Below are 18,136 nucleotides of genomic sequence, written 5' to 3' on the forward strand. Positions count from 1 at the left end.
GACTCCTTTCCTCTGGCTCACAAACGCCCGAAGGCATAGAAATGTGTCTGCCAGTAGCTTGAATTGATGTTTGCGTATTGGATGGGCGAACCACAATGAAGCATCATCCCGTCGCCCACATAAATCCCCACATGGGACACAGGGCCGGGGCTGTCATAGGTTCCCGTGAAAAAGATAATGTCGCCGGGCTTTGCCTCGGAGGGAGAAATGATAGCGCACTGGTTGTAAATGCCCTGCGCCGTGGTACGGGGCAGGTTGTGGACGCCGCTGGCCGTGTACACCCAGCAGACAAAGCCCGAACAGTCAAAGGAGGTGGACGGGCTGGAGCCGCCCCACACATAGGGCCAGCCGATATACTTTGTGGCTTCTTCCATGAGCGCCGCAAAAGCCGGGTCATCCAGCGCCTCGCCGGGTATCTCATAGCTGGGGCCGGTATCTTCGCCGCCGTTGTAAATCCCTTCCCACAGATAGGGCTTGTTGCCTTTGAGCTGCTGCATAACGGTGTAGATTTCCCGCTGCTGTTCGTTAAGCCTCGGCAGGATCACGGCAGGCAGCGTCTTGTTTGTGAGGGTCACATTTAAGATGTAATACTCATAGGGGACTTCCTCGGTGGTGGTTTCCCCTGTCTCCGGGTCGGTGCTGGTTTCGGTGCGGTAGCGTATCTCGACTTCCTCCGTCAAGGTCAGTTCATACTGTGCCTCAAAGATCTCCCGCAGCTCGTCCTGCACCTGTTCCCGGAAATACACATGGTACTTTGCCGAGAGATAGGACGCCAGCTCATAGGGGTTATGGCCGATCTCGTCCACGGAATAGCGGTACTCGTCATAGCCGGGATGGGTGCTTTCGATGTTTGCCACCGTCTGCGCCAGCTCGTTTTCCAGCGCCGTGTAGTCCTCGTCTACGCCCAGCAGGTCCGTATCCTCCGAGGCGTAGGAGGTGCCGGATAACGCATTGGCAAGGCCGCTGCCAAGCGTGGGAAAGATGGAGCTTACCGCCGACACAAGAAAACAGAGCAGCAACAGCAGGAGCAGGACCAGCACCGCCACGGGATGACGGGTCACAAACTGCGCCGCCCGACGGGTCGCAGTTCCCGAAGCGGCAGCGGTTTTCTTTGCGGCCTTTGCGCCCTGTTTTGCAGCCGCCTTTGCTTCTTTGGAATACCGGCGTTTCAGTTTCCATTTCTGCTGCACACGGGAAAGCGGATTGCTGGCAAGCTCCGGGTGCTCGGAGGCCATCTTCTGAAAATCCATATTGGCCCGGGCTTTTATGTCCTTCCGTTCCCACTTTGCCACCTTCCGGGCCGGGTGTTCCTGCCAGCGGCGTTTGGCATACCGGGTCAGTTTCCGGGCTCCGGCCTCGGCCACAAGTTCCGACTTATGGGCTCCTTCCACACCCACATTTTCATGCTCGACTTCGTGGATCTTGTTGTGGACATAGAACCATGCTTCTGTACGGGCTCCCCGGACTGCCTTTTTTGCAAGCCCCGGCGGTTTCTTCGCTGCCCGTTTTGCCTCGGTCTTGTCCAGTTTCTCCCGAGCCTTTCCCAGCTTTTTCCCGGCGTGTTCCGCTTTTGCCTGTGCTTTCTGGTACTTGTCCTTTTTGCTCCCGGCATTCTCTGCGGAGCCCTCCGGCTCCTGTGCCTTGCTGGTATCCTGCGGCCCGCCCGCTTCATCCTCCTGCCTCATGCGGTCAGAGGGACGGCTTTTGCGGCTGTCCTCTTGAAACTTGCCGCTTTTGGACTTCGGGCCATCGTGGCCCGAAGGGCTGTCCTGCCCGGTATCCTCGTCCTCAAACCGCAGGCGTCGGGATGGTGCAGGGGAAGGCCCTTCCCGTTCCGCCGGTCCGGGGCGATTGCCCCCGGTATCCTCCGTCGGCCCCGGCCTTTGAAAACTCCGTTTGTCCGGTTTCTTTCCGATGATGTATCCCTCCTTTCCAAACCTCGGGCCAGCATGGCCCGAAGTGTGTTATGCCCGGTTCATTTCCTGTTTTTTGTCCTCCGGGCGGGTGGTCATAATGGCGTACAGCTCGGTGTTCTGCGGGAAGCGGTCAACAAACGGGATGGTGGTGTTCCCGAAGAACAGCAGCCCTTCGCCGGAATTGGTATGGGTCACATAGGAAAGCTGGTGGGGGCTGATCCCAAGCTGTTTGGCTAAAATCTGCCGGTCCCCCTGTGCCTGCGAGAGCAGCACAAGGAAGTCCGAGTTTTCAAAGATGTTCTCGATCTCCGGGCTTGCCAGAAAATCCTTTACGTTCTGCGTTAAAGCACTCGGAACGCACCCTTTTTTCCGCAGCATTTTCCAGATCGCTACACAATAGCTTGCCGTCAGACGGTCACGGAGCAGCACATGAAATTCGTCAAAGTAGCACCATGTAGCGATACCGCGGAGGAAATTCATGGACACCTGCGAGTTTACCAAGTCCTGCATAATGAGCATGGCAATCGTCCGAAGCCCGGCTCCCAGCTTTTTTAAGTCAAGGCATACCAGACGGCGGTTTAAGTCCACGTTGGTTTCATGGTTGAACACGTTAAGGGAACCGGACACATAGATTTCAAGAGCCGTCGCCAGCCGCACCGCCTCGCCCTCCGGCTGGGAACAGAGCAGGTCATACAGGGTTTGGAGGGTCGGCATTTTGCTTGTTTCCGGGTCCTGCAAGTGTTCCCGGTACATCTGGCGCACACAGCGGTCAATGACGGTACGCTCCACCGGCTGCAAGCCGTCCTTGCCGCCAACGATCAGCTCCATCAGCGACAGGATAAAGTCGGCTTTCAGCGCCATCGGGTTTTCCTCGTCGAAGCTCAAATCAATGTCCATCGGATTGATGTGGTGGGGGCTGTCCGGGGCGATCTCGATGACCTGTCCGCCCAGCCGCCTGATAAGGGGCGAATATTCGCCCATCGGGTCCACCACGATAATGCGGTCTTTTGTGGCAAGGAACACATTCACAAGCTCCCGCTTTGCGGCAAAGGATTTGCCGGAGCCAGGCACGCCGAGGAACAGGCCGTTGGGGTTTTTGAGCTTTTTCCGGTTCGCCATGATGACGTTATGGGAAAGTGCGTTGAGCCCGTAATAGACGGCTTCGCCATCCATGCGGAGCTCCTGCGTCATAAAGGGAACGAAAATGGCCGTGGAGCTGGTCGTCATGCCGCGCTTGATCTCAATGCCGTTATGGCCCAGCGGAAGGCTGGAAAGAAAACCGTCCTCCTGCTGGAAGTCCAGCCGCTTCAAGGTGCAGTTGTATTTCTGGACGATACCGGACACCGTGAACAGGTCATTGTCCAGCTCCCGGCGGGTCGGAGCCATGTTTACCACAAGGAAGGTCAGCAGGAACATTCTTTCATTCCGGCTCTGTAAATCTTCCAGAAGGGTCTTTGCGTCGTTGCTGTATGTTACGAGGTCGGGCGGAAGTATGTCCATGTCGTACCCTGACCGGGCTGCCTTCTTTTGTTCCTCCACCTTCATCTTGTCAATGTCGGAGACTTTGGCCTTGATGGATTTTACGGCGGCGGCCTGATCAACGGTCTGGATATGGAGGGTGATGGTCATTTCCGCATCCATTTCCAAAAGCTCCGCCAGCAGCTTGTCCGAGAGCTCCGAGGCCAAAATCTGCAAGTAGGAGGCAGCGCCCCAAGTCGTCCCCACCCGGAACAGTCGGCTGAAACGAAAATCGAAACTGTCCGGGGCGATAAAGTCTTTGGTGGAAAGCCCGGTTTTGGGGATCATATCCCATGAAAACCGGAAGGGGGAGCCGCTGCCGGGGTGGAGCTGCCCGTGAAGAAGCTCCAGCCGTTCCAGCCCTGAAAGGGAGCGGCACTTGACGCCCAGCTTTTTGAAGTTCCCGCAAATGTCCGCCTCTACACGTTCCAGCCTTGCCCTGGCGGTGGAAAGGTCGTCCACGTTCACGCCGAAGGTCAGGAGCTTTGTGCGGACAATGCCGTTGTTGCTTTTGGCGATCTGGTTTTCCAGCATTTCCACATACTCACACCGGACGCTGTTGTAATCGTCATCCTGCATGGGGATGTTCACGCTGTACCGGCTGCCCGGGCGGCTTCGGTGGTTGAGGAAGGAAAGCTGGAACGGAAGGCTGCTGTCAAAGTAGTTGAGGCAGGCGCTCCACCCGTCAAAGATGGCCGCCTGATCTTCGGACTGTGCGAGCTGGTAGTTGATGTCCTCGTATTCAATGGTTTTGGTGTAATAGCGGTCCGTTACCCGGCACACCCCATCCCGGTACATTTCCCGGTAAGGGAGGGTCTGCTGGGCGGTGGTGGGAATGTTCTTTCCCTTTGTGAACAGGCCGGTAAGGCCCTGCTTTTCAGGCTTTCTGCCTGCGGGCTTTCCGGCCCTTCTGCTGTTTTGCAATCGGCTGCGCCTCCTTTCTGGCGCTAAGCAGCGCATAGAAGTTTTCGGTTTTGTAAGGCCGCACCCGGGGATAGAGGAACCGGGTGCGGATGATGTTTTTCAGCACTTTTTCCAATGGCAGGCCGTCCCGCTCATACATAGCCAGAAAGAAGAACGGGAGCATGAGGCCGATCATTAGGAACATGGCGGCGCTGTTCCCGATACTGTCACGGGAAAGCAGGTAGGCCGGGAGCCCCACCGCCGCTGCGCCGGAAAAACAAACAAGCTGGCGCTTCGTCAGATTGAAGGCCAGCTTTGTCTTAATTTTGGAAAGGTCTTTTGGTACTGGCACATAGGCCATTTGGGTACACCTCCTTTACTGCTTCGGGCCAGCATGGCCCGAGGTCATCTTGCGGCCTCTTTGGCCGGGGCTGTACTGCGGGCGGCTTCGGCGGCCTTACGTCCGCTCTGCCTTGCCCGCCAGTATTCGGGATTATACTGCCGGATGGACTGGTTGAGGTTTTCTTCAAACTGCCCTTTGTCCTTAATGCGGTCAGGTATGTTCCACAGCTTTTTGTCCAACAGTTCCCGGAGCACCACACTTTCCTGCGCGTCCTCCTCATAGCAGATATAGCCCTTATCCTTGAAGCCGCACTTTTTCGCTGCTGGGGAGAGGACGGCGGCTACCTCGTTTGCCACCATCGTTCCGCCGTGGCTGGCGGTAGATACCAGAAACACCCCTGGACAGAGGGTTTCACAGCTCTGCACATCACCCCACGGGGAACTTTTCGGCGCATGGAACATTCCGCCCGTCCGGCTCCGGTCCGCCTGCATGAGCGCCGCCTTTTCCAATATGGCGCGAAGTTCCGGGGAAAAGTAGGCGTATTCCCGCAGGACACGGGCGGCCTCCCCGCCGCAGGCGTTCATCAACAGGGTATAGGCATCGCTGTCCGCTTTGGTACAGCGGCCCAGCAGTTTTCCGTCGTAATAGCAGGCCGCGTCATAGCCCGTCCGTTTGCGTGGCATGGTTCCCGCCTCCTTTCTGCTTCGGGCCAGCATGGCCCGAGGTCAACGCTCTGCGCTGCGGCTGGGCTTTTCCTTCGGAGGCCGTTCTGCCTTTGCCTGTTCGGCAGCCGCTTTTCCGGCTTTGAGCTGGTCGCTGATGGATGCACGCCCCACAGAGCCACGCTCCGCCATCTGTTCCAGCTTTGCCTCATAGGCTTGCAGAACAGCGGTGTTGAGCTGTTCCCGGAACTCCTTTGTGACAGGGTAGGCCATATCCCGGTAGCCGCCTTTGCCGTCTGGCTGGCTGGGCATCCCAAGAAAGAGCCCCTTGCTGCCCTGTACGATTTTCAGATTTTCCACCACAAAGCAGTCATTGAATTTCACGCTGGCAAAGCCCATGAGGTTTTTCACAGGTTCGATGACCCGCACGCTTACATCCAGCTTTATAGGGGCAGCTGGTGTTCCGCCCGCATTTTTTTCCTGCATGGATTTCTCCTTTCCGCTTCGGGTCAGCATGACCCGAAGCTGTTACAAGTTTACAGTGCTTTCAACTTCGTTTCCCCACACGTCCCATCCGGGCTTTTTTTCTCTGGCGAACAATTCCACTCGTGGTATATCGCCCATCAGTTCTACAATTTTCCGCCTGGCCTCGTCCGGCTTTTTACTGTGGCGCTCTATCGGGGAAACAATAAGCTGGTGAACACCGGTAGACTTACGCTTCGGATGTCCTTTTACTGCTAAAAGACAAATTTCTGCATTGCCTCTGGTCCAATACCCCAGACCGTAAAACCATGAGTAGGAGCGCCGGTTCCTCTTTATCCATACAAAAGCCACAGAACGATAAGAAAAGCCCCATGCTTTAATGACCTTTAAGGCTTCCGGCAGTTGTGGGAATGTTGCCCACAGAAACAAAACGCTGTCTTTTGCAGCCAAGTCGGCCACTGGAAGGGAACAAATTTCTTCAATACTCATAGTGGGATAATGAAGCTCTGCTGATCCCTGCCTGTTTTTCTGCTCATACCGCCACGGTGGATCTGCATAGATTATCGAAAATTTTTCTTTCGGCATGATCCTCCTTTCCGCTTCGGGTCAGCATGGCCCGAAGTCTCTTAATGGCAGCCGAAGATGGATTTTGCAAGACTGCCTGTTTTGAATAAGGTAAAACACAGCAGCACCGTATATCCCACGCAGCCCCAGATCGCCCCGATGGGGTCGCCGTCGGTGGCGATACTCTGGATCAGCACCGCATAGATTGCGACACAGACTAAGATCAACAGACCTTGAAAGCCCACCGCAAAGAGGGAGCGGAAATAGTTCTGCCCCATGTGTCCGGTTTCCCTGTTGGGGACTGTGGCAAACGGGATAGGCGCTAAACTTGTGAGTAAATAGATTTCAGTCATACGGCCATATACGATGACGAAGATCACGATATTTAAGGCAATCATGGTAAGCTGGATCAGGAAGGATTGTAGCCAGAGTCCGAACAGAGGACCCAACTCCATCGCTTCAAGTTCTGTCCGTAGACTGTCCAGCACATCCGGCGTGATCTCTGTCCCGTTCTGGATAATGCCCGCTGACTGCTGTATCACATGCTGGCTCACATCAAAGACCGCCAGCACGATATTGAAGGTATTCGTCAGGATCATCACAGCCACAAAGGTTTTGAACACCCACTTAAAAAACATCCATGTGTCAACTTCATGGAGGTTGTTGCGTTCTATGAGCATCTGTATCAGCTCATAGGTCATTACAAAAGTGAGGATGACCCCGGCGATTGGCAGGATGGCAGTTTCAGAGATCTGTCGTATCATGGAAAAGACCCCGGCGTTCCAGTCCGCCGGGGTCGTGCCGACCTGTGTGGCGATCTCGCCAACGCTCTGATTGACGTTATCGAAAAGGCCGTCCAGATTTCCCATGATACCATCGACGAGCAGACCTTTCAGCCATTCAACGATTGCGTCGATGATAAAGTCCATACATCAGCTCCTTCTGGAAAAAGGGACAACGGGTGACACTTAGCTGAACAGACCGGACAGCAGAGGGATAAGCTGAAGGCCGATCAGAACGACACCGCCGCCAGCCATGAGCTGCTTAATGCCCTGTGATTTTGCCGCAGGGTTGTCCGACCCGTAACCTTCCAGAAGGTTGATGACACCCCACACCGCCAGACCGGCGCCAAGAGCCATGACCAGAATTTTAAGAATGTCGATTGCCTGATTGAAAAATTCCATATACGTTCCTCCATTTTGTTTGTTTGATGGTTTTGGGTACAAAAAAAGCCGCCCACATCGGCGGCGCTTCGGGTCATCATGGCCCGAAGTTACACGAACTCGTCGCTGTCCAGATCATCGAAGTTCAACAGGTCAGCTTCTTCGTCCGTGTCGGAGCCGTCCACTTCGTACACCGTGTATTCGTCCTCCGGCTTTAGTCTCAATGGCCGGTGGCGGAACAGGCTTTCCAAGCGGAAGGCGTTTTTCTTTTTATCAAATTCGGCTGTGTACTTGTAATTCGGGTGCTTTTTCAAGTCATACTTCGGGGACAGGAAGGGCGGGAGCCCCCGAAGCTGCAAGATACATTTATCCCCGGGCATGGTGGTGATCTCGCTGGTAGTCATCAGCTCCCGGCCAAGCCGCTGCATATTCTGGCTGTAACTTTCAGACTGCCCCCGGCTCCGGCCTTCGGTCTGCATGGAGATGGTGGCCTTGCCCAGCCAGTTTTCCGAAATATCCTTTAGGGTGGAAGCCTCCCGGCCTCCGAGGAACACGATACTGTCCATGTTGCCCATGATGGTTTCAGAATGGTCCTTGTACAATGCCTTGCACTGGCTCATAGCCTGATAAAAGAGTGTCAGGCTGATCTCACGGGAACGGATGACAGCCACAATTTTCTCCAGCCCCGGCACCTGCCCGGTGTTGGCAGCCTCGTCCCACAGCACCCGCACATGGTAGGGCAGACGCCCGCCATAGGTATTGTCAGCCCGTTCACACAGAAGGTTGAACATCTGCGAAAAAGCGAGGGCAACCAAAAAGTTGTAGGTGGTGTCCGTGTCGCTGATAAGGAAGAACAGCGCTGATTTTTCATCCCCCAGCTTATCAAGCTCCAGTTCGTCATAGGACATGATCTCCCGAAGCTGGGGAATGTCAAAGGGGGCAAGTCTGGCTCCGCAGCTAATCAGTATGCTTTTAGCTGTCTTGCCGCTGGCCAGCTTGTATTTCTTATACTGTCTCACAGCGAAGTGCTGGGGACTGCGGCGTTCCAGCCCATCGAACATATAGTCAACCGCATTTTTGAAGGTTTCGTCATCTTCCCGGACTTCCATGCTGTTTATCATTTCCACCAGCGTATTCATGTTGCGTTCTTCCTCCGGCCCCTCAAAGACGATATAGGCCACAAGGGCGCAGTACAAAAGGGTTTCGGCTTTTGTCCAGAACTCGTCGCCCTCCTTGCCATCGCCTTTGGTATTGGCAATCAGGGCGGTAACGAATTTCAAAACATCGCTTTCCGTCTTGATATAGGCCAGCGGATTGTAGTGCATGGATTTGGAGAAGTCGATACTGTTGAACACCCGCACCCTGTATTTTTCCCTTTGCAGGAACCGCCCGCACTGGTCGAGGGTGCCGCCCTTCGGGTCTACCACCACATACGAGGAATGGGCTTGAAGGAGCTGCGGGGTCAGCCAGAACCTTGTCTTTCCCGAGCCGGACGAGCCGATGACACAGGCGTTTAGGTTCCGGGCATTGGCAGGTACCTTCGGACGGGTGTTCATGGTAAGGAACTCCGTCCCGGTTAAAATGACATTGTTCTGAAATTTAGGGTCTACAAACGGCTTTATATCCTCCTTTGTTCCAAAGCGGGCGGTGCCGTACTCCGCATCCCGCCGGAATTTTTTTGCCTTCCTGATCTTTGACTGTATCAGCAGATACATCCCAGCCGCACCGGCAAGGCCCACCAGCAGGTCAATACCGCCCAGCCCCGGCCAGTAGGTTTCAAAGGCTTTCGGGAAGGTGTCGAGCATCCCCATGAGCTTTGTCCCGAAGTCTGTGCCGGGTGCAGTCCGGTAGGCCGTCCCGATTTTGGAAAAAAACCAGAACACAAAGAGGTACGGCAGGTTGGGGAGCACATATTTTCTGATCTTGTCACTCAACGTCCGTCCTTCACCGCCTCTCTGGTCCGCTGCTTCTCCTTTGCCTGCGTCCTGATCTGCTCCGTGAATTTCCGAAGCTGGCCGAGGATAGAAGGCTTGTCCTGCTCTTTGTCCAGCACCTTTGCACTGTACTTCTGGAAGGCCGCCGTGATAGCGTCCGCCTGATTGGCTTTGAAAAACAGCAGGTAATGGCCGGGGCTCACTTTATGGAAAGCGTAGTCCACATGGAACTCCTTCGCGATCCGGTCAAAATCCTTCGGGGCTCCCACATAGGGCATGGCGCTTTTGCCGCCATAGTGGTTCATCAGCTTTTTCACACTCTGGCGTCCCTGTGGGGTCAGCGCCTTCCGGTGGTGCTTTTGCAGCGTCCGCACCACCTTCCCAAGAGCGGCAGCCAGCACTTTTCCCGTGAGCTTCGTTGTCCTGATCGAAAGGGCAACCGTTTTTTGGTTTACTTCTTCCTGCATAAAACCTCCTTTCCGTCGGGGTTCCCGCTATCCGGGAGGCCCCCGTACAATCTCGGCGAACAGAAAGCCTCGGGCCAATGTGGCCCGAGGCTTACCGCTCGGCATCCCTGCCGGACGGAGCTTTCTTTTCCGGCTCCGTCTGGACTTTTTCGCCCTGTTCCCGCATGGTCTGCAAGATAGAGGGCTTCTTTTGAAGCTGGGAGGGCTTTTCGCCGGACAGCGGCTTGATACATTCCAGCCGGTCAGCCGCCCGGATGGCGTTGTCCGTGAGCTGCCTCTGCCATGCACCCACGCTGGGAGCCCAACGAAAGCCGCTGCTTTTCAGCTCGGCCCGGGTGTCCGCGTCAGGCTTTCCGTCAAAGAACACCTGCAAGCGGTTGTCCTCCCGGTTCATTTCCACACGACCCCCATCGAACTCCCAGCCGGAAAATTCCTGCTGTGCCTGTTTGGAAAGCTGTTCGATACGGGCCTTTACCCGGCGGATCTCCGCGTTGTTGTTGGTAAGCTGGTAGCTTTCAAAGGGCCTCGGGTCGCTCCGCCAGCTTGACGCCATGCTTGCTTTCAGCTTTTCGATCTGGTCCGGCGACAGCAGCGCACAGCCATCCAGTTTGCCATGCTTGCGGTAATAGGCGTTGACCTCCTTCATAATGAGCTGGGAGCGTTCCAGCCCGTCCAGCTTCTTCTGGAGCTTTTCAATCGCTGCCGGGTCATCGGCGCTGATCCCGCCCATGCCGGTACTGCGTATCTTATCCAGCAGCCCTTGAATATACTGCCATTCCTCCATGTTGCTGTCCCGGGCCCGGTTCTGTTTTTCCTTCTTCCCCACCGGGAAATTGGCAGGTCCGGCGATCATCACAGAGGGAACCCTTGCGTCAATGGCAAAGCCCTGGTTCATGTTTTCAGCCAGCTTTCGGGCATAGGTGTCTAACAAATGGTCGATCTTCTCATGGTACATGGGGGCCACCCGGGATTTCTGCTTTTCCGCTATGGCGGCGGCCTTGTCCACCATTGCCCGGTATTCCGCCGTTGCGCTCCCTTCCTTGTAGTCGGAAAAGCTGTTCATTTCCTTTGCCCGGCGGGCGGCTCCTTCATTGATAGGGTAATAGTTGATGGTATGCACCTCCTTCATGCTTCGGGCCATGCTGGCCCGAAGTCCTACCGTTCTTCATGGGAAGGCCCCGCCTTGTCCTTTTTCGGAGCGGGCGGGGCTTCTTGAAACCGTTTGAGTGCAACGAGAATGGAGTGGACAGGTTCGGCCTTTTCAGGATAGGCAAATATCCGGTGTTCCGGCGGAATGTCCTGCGGCCCGTGGTAATACTCCTTGAAGCCCTCCGGGACTGCCGACACATATCCACCGGGAGCGAATACGCCGCCCTCGTTGATACGCACATCCCGCCCGTATGCTTCATAATCGAAGTAGTTCTGAATGTGCTCCGGTATGTCGATGGTCCCAAGCTCGTCGGCGTAAAGGCGGCCCAGCCCTTCATCATCGGAAATATCCGGGTAAAAGCGGTAAAGGTCAAGGTTCTGCGTCAGGTTTATCAAATCCTTCACGCTCCGTGTGTGGTTTCCCAAGACAAGAGCGGCTTCAAAGGTTTCCAGTCCGCCCTTATCCCGTACTTCCAGCAGGGCGTGGCCCAGCTCGTTCAGCTCGTCGATGTTCTCACATTCGTAGAGATGATCGTAGAGCCCCAGCACATCGCTGTCAAAGCTGGTAAAGAACACTTCGCTGTACCGTTTCCCGTCTATCCCGATTTTGGCAAGGGCGGCCTGCAACTCCTGTGTCGTCGTGGGGAAATGTACCGTTGTCCCTACCTCAATCCCCATCAAGGGGTACAGGGCGGTGTTGGTTATATAGGCTTCAAACATGGGCTCATTCCTCCTTTCCGGCCCGGTCAGCCAGCACCTCATAGATCCCGGCCATAATGTAATCGGCGCAAGGGAGGGCAATCGCGTTCCCCAGCGCCTTGTAGCGTTGCAGAGGCCGGATCTCCACGCCGTCCGCCCCGTACTTTGTCCAGCCCTCTGGCAGCCCCATCAGCCGTTCGCTTTCCGTTTCCGTCAGAAAACGGATACAGCCGCCCTCCGGGTCGCCCTCATACCAGAAGGCGAAGGGCGTCACGTCACTGGCTAAAAGAGTGGGAAAAGGGTCAGTTGGTAATCCGAAGCTGTTTCGGAAGGCCGTTTCTTCCTGCCTTTTTGCCGCTCCCCGCATACGGAAGCACTGAAAGGGGTGGATGACTGGTATCTGCCGCCCTGTTTCAAAAGAAGCTGTTCGATCTCCTTCGGCGGCGGCCCGCCCGCCCTCTCCGCAAGGCGGAGGAAGTGGGAGCATTGGACGGGGCTTAAATAGTATGTCTGCGGCACGTCTGCCTCCAAAATCCGCCACGACGAAAATCCGCTGCCTTCGTGCCAGCCTTCGGGTGCCTGCCCAATACTGGGCGTCCATGAGCCGCCAGCACACATCAGGCGTTCCCCCTCGCACCATTCCGGCATTTCCCCATCTTCCCGAAGGAGGCATTGGAACTTCGGTGTCCGAGAAGGCGGATAGGACGGCTCTAAAGTCCATCCGGTCATTTGTAGAAAACGCTCCCATGACGTTTTCCCAAACAGCGATAGCTGGATATAGGTTATCAGTAGCATCCCTCATTTCCTGTATGATACGAAACGCCTGATAGAACAGGCTTGATTTTGCCCCGGCAAGGCCGGAGCGGTTGCCGATCAGAGAAAGGTTCTGACAGGGGGAACCGAAGGTTATCACATGGACCGGCGGGATTTTCCCGCCGTCCACCTTCGTAATATCTCCCAAATGCGCCATATCGGGAAAGTGCCTTTTGGTTATGGAGATGGGCGCTTTTTCAATCTCGCTGGCCCAGACCGGACGGATACCGCACCGGGAAGCAGCCAGAGGGAACACGCCGATCCCGTCGAAAAGGCTCCCCAGCTTAATGTCCGGCATGGCCCGGGGTGCCGTGTCCCTTCACGGCAAGCACCCCTTCCAGCGTTGTCGCCGCAATGCCCAGCCGTCCGGCAACCGCAATATCGTTTTTCACATCCTCGTCCACAACGCTGCCGCAGACGATCAGGGTATGAGAACGCCGCAGCATATCCCGGCGCATATCAATCCCGGCCTTATGTTCCTCGGGAACGCTGTCATTCAAAAACAGCGGCAGGTACAAGAGCGGGCAGATCGGGGAAAAGCCCGCCTCATAAGCAAGGCGGCAGTAGTGAGCCGCCAGCTCCATATCAACATCCGGCTCGCCGCTCCATGCGGCGGTCAGGTACGCTAAAGGTCGTTTCATTGGTTGAGCCTCCATTTCTGTTTTGGTTTAGGGAAAAGCAAGAGTTCGCCCAATCCCTCCGCCCCTTCCCCCGGGAAGGGGAACGGCTCTGGAGAATTTATATCCCCGTCGCTTGACCGGGAAAAAGCATAACCGGGAGAAATCCGTCAAGGGTGCCTCTGGCACCGCCTGCGGCGGCGCTGCCCTTGACTGATTTTCCCGGCTATGCTACGGAATAACTGGCGACGGGGAATCATTTATATCTCCAGAGCTTCGGGGCGCGGGGCAGAGCCCCGCAATCCTCGGGCCATGCTGACCCGAAGTTTTAGCTTACTTTTCCTGTTCGGTTTTCTTCTCCGGTTTTTCGTGTTCCTTCTGCTGACCCTTCCAGTCGTCCAGCAGCTTGATGATCTGGTCCTTCATTTCCCTCGGCGTAGTTTCCTTGCCGAAATACTTGCTCAGTTCCGCACCTGTCAAAATCACTTTGTCTACCTCCTTTTTGTCCTCCATCATAATGCCGTCGATCACATCCCCGTTGAGCAGCTTCTTTTCGTCCAGTTCCCGCATACGCTTTGCCTGCGCCTGTGAAGGCGAGGACTGCTGGCTGTCAATGGCAACGGCGATATAGTTCTGGTTCTTCTTGCCGATATAGGAAAGCTCCACCGCCGTAGTAAAGCCCAGTTTTTTTTCATCCATCAGCTTCATCAAGTCGGGAACCAGCTCATTGAGCCGGATATACCGCTGCACCTGTTTGACCGCCATCTTATTACGCTCGGCCACAATTTCGTTGGAGCGTTTTCCTGCGTCCTTCGGGTCAATCTGGCCCGAAGTGCGGGAGCCCTGGTGCTTGATAGCCTCAAGCTGCATTTTCAAGGCTTTGGCCCGCTCACTGGGGAGGATTTCTTCACGCTGGTTGAGATTATCCTCGACCATCTGCGTGATGGCTTCATCGTCTGTCAGGTTTCGGACGATACAGGGCATATCCGCATATCCGGCAAGCTCGCTGGCTTTCTGGCGGCGGTGGCCGGACACGATCTCATAGCCGCCATCCTCACGGGGACGGACGATAGCGGGCTGGGTCACGCCCTTGTCCTTAACGCTGGACACCATAGCCCGCATTTCTTCATCGTCCCGGACTTCAAAGGGATGGTTCTTGAAGGCGTGGAGTTCGTTCAGCTTGATATAGACGATCTGCTCCTTGCCCCGGCGTGGAGCATCCTTCGGTTTTTCGGGTTCCTTCGGAGCGGGAGCGGCCTGTACCGTTGGAGCCGTTTTTTTCTCCGGTTCCTTTTTGACCGCCTTTTCCGTTTTCTGTGCGGGAGCTTTGGATTTCGAGGCTGCGTCCTTGTCCTTATCTGCTTTCGGGGGACGGCCCCGGCGCTTCGGCTGTTCCGGCTCTTTGGGTTTTTCCTCTGCTTTTTTCGGAGCCTCCGGCTGCTTTTCCGGTTTCTCCGCTTTTGCCGGGTCAGGCTTTTCCACGCCGGGAGCTGCCGCTCGTTCCTCGGCTTTCTTTTCCTTCATAATTTCAGCGAAGTTATAGACAGAAACCTGTGGGGTCTTTACCTCTGGTTCCGTCTTTTTTTCCGGCTCCGGGGAAACGGAAACCTTCTCCGACTCTTTTGGGGGATTAGGCGGTGTTTCCTTGCCCGGCCCGCTATCCGTTACCGGCTGTTCCGGCGTTTTTGTGGTTTTATCATCTGCCATAAGCATTTACCTCCTGTTTTTTGGCATGAAAAAAGGGGCTCAACTTTTCAGTCAAGCCCCCGTGGGAAGTTCCTCCTTTCTCCGCCATGATACAAAAATACCGCCCGTAGTCTCGTTTGGGCGGTACTTTGTGTAAGATTGGCAGTCCATTATTAAGTTTTTTATTATGTTCCCTTTGTACACCGTTGCAATACAGACAAAAAGAAACTTGTCAATAGAAAACAATTCAAGGCAGCTGTCGTTATAGCTGTTTTTCTTGGAATCGTATTGACGGTTTCCCGATATTTTAAATTTGTGTCGAAAACGGTATATGAGGAAAGTGTGTCTCATCTGACAGAGATTTTTCATCAGTCTGATAATATGCTGCGGGAACTGACAGACAAGAATCTGACCTATCTTCATATGTGGGGAGAGAATCTGCAGAACACCTTCAATGAAGACGAAATTCGTGATTATATAGAGAAAGCACAGGAAGATGCCGGCTTTTTAGAATTCTTTTTTCTGTCAGCTGACGGAAACTATAAGAAGGTAACAGGTGAAACAGGGTATCTTGGATTACAGGAAAATATGGAAGAGGAGCTCCGACAGGGAAGTGATGTGATAACAAATGCAGCAGTTCCTGGAAAAGCCCAGCTGCTTGTTTTTGCAACTCCCAAGGCCTATGGAAGTTATCAGGGATTTGAATATGATGCGATTGCCATTGCCTATGAGAATTCTGATATCGTAAATGTACTGGATATCTCTGCTTTCGACGGAAATGCCCAGAACTATGTGATTCATCCGGATGGTCGTGTTGTGGTGGAGCATTCTTCTGGGTCATGGGGGAGAGTGTATAATTTCTTCGGTGTTCTGAGAGAGCATTCTGATATGTCTGAAAGAGAGATCAATGAGCTTTCGGAGAAGTTTAAAGAAGGACGTACCGATGCGAAGCTGGTAAAGCTTGATGGAAGGAGCTATTATCTGGTCTATGAAAAATCAGATATCAAGGATTGGATGTTTCTGGGACTTGTCCCGGCGGATATCGTGAATGCCAGTATGAATAGCCTGCAGTTTAATACAATGCTTCTCGTGGGAGGAGTCGTGCTCTGTATTGCCGCTTTACTTATCAGTTTTATTGTTCAAAAAGGCAGAACAAACCTCAGGAAAAAGGATACGGAGATCCTGTATAGAGACGAATTGTTTCAGAAGCTGTCAATGAATGTAGATGATGTTTTTCTGATGCTGGATGCTAGAACATATCAGGCAGATTACGTCAGCCCGAATGCGGAAAAATTGTTGGGGATTACGGTAGAAGAGATCCGTAAGGATATTCATGTTTTGGGAAAATTGCATTCCGAAAATCCGAAAGAACCGGATAAAAATTATCTGGAGAGAATCCGGGTTCATGAACAGAAAGAATGGGAGTTTGAATACGTTCATTATAAATCAGGAGAGCAGCGCTGGTTTCATAATGTTGCAATGTGCAGCGAGGTAAACGGAAAAAGAAAATATATCTTGGTTATGTCGGATCGTACCTCTGACAGGAAAATGAATCAGGCACTTTCTGAGGCAGTCCGTGCTGCGGAGACAGCAAACCGGGCCAAGAGTACGTTTCTTTCCAATATGTCTCACGATATCCGGACACCCATGAATGCGATCATCGGTTTTACCACACTGGCTGTAAGTAATATTGATGATAAGGAAAGAGTCCGGGATTATCTGGGTAAGATTCTTTCATCCAGCAACCACCTGCTCTCACTGATCAACGATATACTGGATATGAGCCGGATTGAGAGTGGAAAAATCCATCTGGAAGAAACAGAGGTCAGCCTGTCGGATGTGCTTCATGACCTGAAGACGATCATTGGTGGGCAGATCCATGCGAAGCAGCTGGAGCTTTATATGGATGCAATGGATGTGACTAATGAGGATATCTATTGTGATAAGACGCGTCTGAACCAGGTACTGTTGAATCTTTTGTCCAATGCGGTTAAGTTTACACCTGCTGGTGGAACCGTTTCAGTCCGGCTCAAACAGTGTCCGGGGACGCAAAGCGGCAGTGCGCTGTACGAGATCCGGGTAAAGGATAACGGAATCGGTATGAGCCAGGAATTTGTACAGAAGCTCTTTTCTCCTTTTGAGAGGGAGCGGACTTCCACGGTCACCAGGACTCAGGGTACCGGACTTGGCATGGCTATTACCAAGAACATTGTGAATATGATGGGCGGAACTATCGAGGTTCAGACAGAATATGGCAAGGGAACTGAATTTATTGTCCGCCTGCCATTCCGGATTCAGCCTGAGCATCACCATGTAGAGAAGATCACAGAGCTGGAAGGTCTTAAGGCACTGGTTGTAGATGACGATTTTAATACCTGTGACAGTGTGACAAAGATGCTTGTCAAGGTTGGAATGCGTTCAGAATGGACTCTTTCCGGTAAGGAGGCTGTTCTCCGGGCGCGGCAGTCTATGGAACTGGGGGATGCATTCCATGCGTATATCATTGACTGGTGTCTGCCGGATATGAATGGCATTGAAGTTACCCGTCAGATCCGCAGTCTGGGTGACCATACGCCAATCATTATCCTGACGGCTTATGACTGGTCAGATATCGAAGTGGAGGCCAGAGCGGCAGGGGTTACAGCATTCTGTTCGAAACCTATGTTTATGTCAGATATCAGAGAGACCTTGATGACAGCTATCGGTCAGAGGCAGGCTGAGCAAGAGGATAATATTCTCCCGGCAGCAGGTTCAGATTTCAAGGGCAGATGTATATTGCTTGTGGAAGACAATGAACTGAACCGTGAAATTGCGGTGGAGATCCTGAATGAATATGGCTTTCTGGTTGACACTGCCGAAAATGGAGCAGAGGCAGTGGAGAAGGTAGAAAAATCGAAACCGGGCGGTTATGATCTTGTGTTGATGGATGTGCAGATGCCTGTCATGAACGGGTATGAGGCCACAAAGCGGATTCGTGCCCTGGATGATCCGGCACAGGCGGGAATCACTATTCTTGCCATGACTGCCAATGCTTTTGATGAAGACAGGAAGGAAGCGCTGGAATACGGTATGAATGGATTTCTATCCAAGCCAATTGTTGTAGAGGAATTAATTGATGCATTGCAAAAAAATCTTTCATAGAGGGGATACAGGAAGCAATGGCAAAAGTAACGGAAGTATATGAGTTAACCATTTGAGAAGTTAAGAAGGGATTGCATT

16 protein-coding genes are annotated in these 18,136 nt (G+C 53.7%); 1 reads left to right on the top strand and 15 read right to left on the bottom strand.

All coding sequences use genetic code 11. From position 1 onward, the window contains the following. Positions 1-17: 17 nt before the first annotated feature. The 15 genes from DW739_RS00375 to DW739_RS00450 all read right to left on the bottom strand — a co-directional run bounded on the left by DW739_RS00375 (position 18) and on the right by DW739_RS00450 (position 14,944). Entirely contained in the window at positions 18-1,685 is a 1,668-nt protein-coding gene (locus tag DW739_RS00375; RefSeq protein WP_107001176.1) for a C40 family peptidase, read from the bottom strand. A gap of 279 nt (positions 1,686-1,964) precedes the next feature. Then, a complete protein-coding gene (locus tag DW739_RS00385) occupies positions 1,965-4,232 on the bottom strand; it encodes a VirB4-like conjugal transfer ATPase, CD1110 family (protein ID WP_107001296.1) in 2,268 nt (755 codons plus the stop codon). Between the two features lie 79 nt (positions 4,233-4,311). Further along, entirely contained in the window at positions 4,312-4,698 is a 387-nt protein-coding gene (locus DW739_RS00390) for a PrgI family protein (protein ID WP_016306500.1), read from the bottom strand. A 44-nt stretch (positions 4,699-4,742) separates the two neighbouring features. Further along, complete coding sequence (locus tag DW739_RS00395; RefSeq protein WP_107001178.1) at positions 4,743-5,396, bottom strand: hypothetical protein; 654 nt, start codon at positions 5,394-5,396, stop codon at positions 4,743-4,745. Positions 5,397-5,405: 9 nt separating this feature from the next. Continuing rightward, positions 5,406-5,828, bottom strand: a complete 423-nt coding sequence (locus tag DW739_RS00400) for a SpoVG family protein (RefSeq protein ID WP_227589684.1) — start codon at positions 5,826-5,828, stop codon at positions 5,406-5,408. 42 nt (positions 5,829-5,870) lie between these two features. Next, positions 5,871-6,410 carry an MT-A70 family methyltransferase gene (locus DW739_RS00405; RefSeq protein ID WP_107001180.1) on the bottom strand — a complete coding sequence of 180 codons (540 nt, stop codon included), beginning with the start codon at positions 6,408-6,410 and terminating at the stop codon, positions 5,871-5,873. A gap of 41 nt (positions 6,411-6,451) precedes the next feature. After that, positions 6,452-7,318, bottom strand: a complete 867-nt coding sequence (locus tag DW739_RS00410; protein WP_009901636.1) for a VirB6/TrbL-like conjugal transfer protein, CD1112 family — start codon at positions 7,316-7,318, stop codon at positions 6,452-6,454. A 39-nt stretch (positions 7,319-7,357) separates the two neighbouring features. Then, positions 7,358-7,573 (bottom strand): Maff2 family mobile element protein, encoded by a 216-nt coding sequence (locus DW739_RS00415; RefSeq protein WP_016306504.1) that lies wholly within the window; start codon positions 7,571-7,573, stop codon positions 7,358-7,360. An 89-nt stretch (positions 7,574-7,662) separates the two neighbouring features. After that, on the bottom strand, positions 7,663-9,486 hold the full coding sequence (locus DW739_RS00420; protein ID WP_107001181.1) for a VirD4-like conjugal transfer protein, CD1115 family: 1,824 nt from the start codon (positions 9,484-9,486) through the stop codon (positions 7,663-7,665). After that, positions 9,483-9,953, bottom strand: a complete 471-nt coding sequence (locus tag DW739_RS00425) for a PcfB family protein (RefSeq protein WP_107001182.1) — start codon at positions 9,951-9,953, stop codon at positions 9,483-9,485. Before DW739_RS00425 ends, DW739_RS00420 begins: the two co-directional genes overlap by 4 nt. Before the next feature lie 91 nt (positions 9,954-10,044). Beyond that, positions 10,045-11,094, bottom strand: a complete 1,050-nt coding sequence (locus DW739_RS00430; RefSeq protein ID WP_107001183.1) for a hypothetical protein — start codon at positions 11,092-11,094, stop codon at positions 10,045-10,047. A gap of 14 nt (positions 11,095-11,108) precedes the next feature. Further along, positions 11,109-11,822 carry an antirestriction protein ArdA gene (locus DW739_RS00435; RefSeq protein ID WP_107001184.1) on the bottom strand — a complete coding sequence of 238 codons (714 nt, stop codon included), beginning with the start codon at positions 11,820-11,822 and terminating at the stop codon, positions 11,109-11,111. Positions 11,823-11,826: 4 nt separating this feature from the next. Continuing rightward, the gene (locus tag DW739_RS00440) at positions 11,827-12,912 is read right to left on the bottom strand and encodes a DNA cytosine methyltransferase (RefSeq protein ID WP_107001185.1); all 1,086 of its coding nucleotides are present in this window, start codon (positions 12,910-12,912) and stop codon (positions 11,827-11,829) included. Further along, positions 12,899-13,255, bottom strand: coding sequence for a hypothetical protein (locus DW739_RS00445; RefSeq protein WP_009901612.1), 357 nt, complete (start codon positions 13,253-13,255; stop codon positions 12,899-12,901). The genes DW739_RS00440 and DW739_RS00445 overlap by 14 nt, the downstream gene beginning before the upstream one ends. 309 nt (positions 13,256-13,564) lie before the next feature. Then, positions 13,565-14,944 (bottom strand): ParB/RepB/Spo0J family partition protein, encoded by a 1,380-nt coding sequence (locus tag DW739_RS00450; protein ID WP_107001186.1) that lies wholly within the window; start codon positions 14,942-14,944, stop codon positions 13,565-13,567. A 315-nt stretch (positions 14,945-15,259) separates the two neighbouring features. Between DW739_RS00450 and DW739_RS00460 the strand changes: the two genes are divergently transcribed. Beyond that, positions 15,260-18,058, top strand: coding sequence for a response regulator (locus tag DW739_RS00460; protein WP_243023703.1), 2,799 nt, complete (start codon positions 15,260-15,262; stop codon positions 18,056-18,058). Positions 18,059-18,136 lie beyond the last annotated feature (78 nt).

Origin of the sequence: Clostridium sp. AM28-20LB, assembly GCF_003480665.1 — a bacterium.
In the GTDB taxonomy this organism is placed as follows: domain Bacteria; phylum Bacillota; class Clostridia; order Lachnospirales; family Lachnospiraceae; genus Otoolea; species Otoolea fessa.

Coding starts and splice junctions, on each gene's coding strand:
- DW739_RS00440 (WP_107001185.1), bottom strand. CDS start 12,912: ATGCCGGACATTAAGCTGGGGAGCCTTTTCGACGGGATCGGCGTGTTC.
- DW739_RS00390 (WP_016306500.1), bottom strand. CDS start 4,698: ATGGCCTATGTGCCAGTACCAAAAGACCTTTCCAAAATTAAGACAAAG.
- DW739_RS00430 (WP_107001183.1), bottom strand. CDS start 11,094: ATGGCCCGAAGCATGAAGGAGGTGCATACCATCAACTATTACCCTATC.
- DW739_RS00435 (WP_107001184.1), bottom strand. CDS start 11,822: ATGTTTGAAGCCTATATAACCAACACCGCCCTGTACCCCTTGATGGGG.
- DW739_RS00450 (WP_107001186.1), bottom strand. CDS start 14,944: ATGCTTATGGCAGATGATAAAACCACAAAAACGCCGGAACAGCCGGTA.
- DW739_RS00405 (WP_107001180.1), bottom strand. CDS start 6,410: ATGCCGAAAGAAAAATTTTCGATAATCTATGCAGATCCACCGTGGCGG.
- DW739_RS00415 (WP_016306504.1), bottom strand. CDS start 7,573: ATGGAATTTTTCAATCAGGCAATCGACATTCTTAAAATTCTGGTCATG.
- DW739_RS00385 (WP_107001296.1), bottom strand. CDS start 4,232: ATGTACCGGGATGGGGTGTGCCGGGTAACGGACCGCTATTACACCAAA.
- DW739_RS00425 (WP_107001182.1), bottom strand. CDS start 9,953: ATGCAGGAAGAAGTAAACCAAAAAACGGTTGCCCTTTCGATCAGGACA.
- DW739_RS00410 (WP_009901636.1), bottom strand. CDS start 7,318: ATGGACTTTATCATCGACGCAATCGTTGAATGGCTGAAAGGTCTGCTC.
- DW739_RS00445 (WP_009901612.1), bottom strand. CDS start 13,255: ATGAAACGACCTTTAGCGTACCTGACCGCCGCATGGAGCGGCGAGCCG.
- DW739_RS00400 (WP_227589684.1), bottom strand. CDS start 5,828: ATGCAGGAAAAAAATGCGGGCGGAACACCAGCTGCCCCTATAAAGCTG.
- DW739_RS00375 (WP_107001176.1), bottom strand. CDS start 1,685: ATGAGGCAGGAGGATGAAGCGGGCGGGCCGCAGGATACCAGCAAGGCA.
- DW739_RS00395 (WP_107001178.1), bottom strand. CDS start 5,396: ATGCTGGCCCGAAGCAGAAAGGAGGCGGGAACCATGCCACGCAAACGG.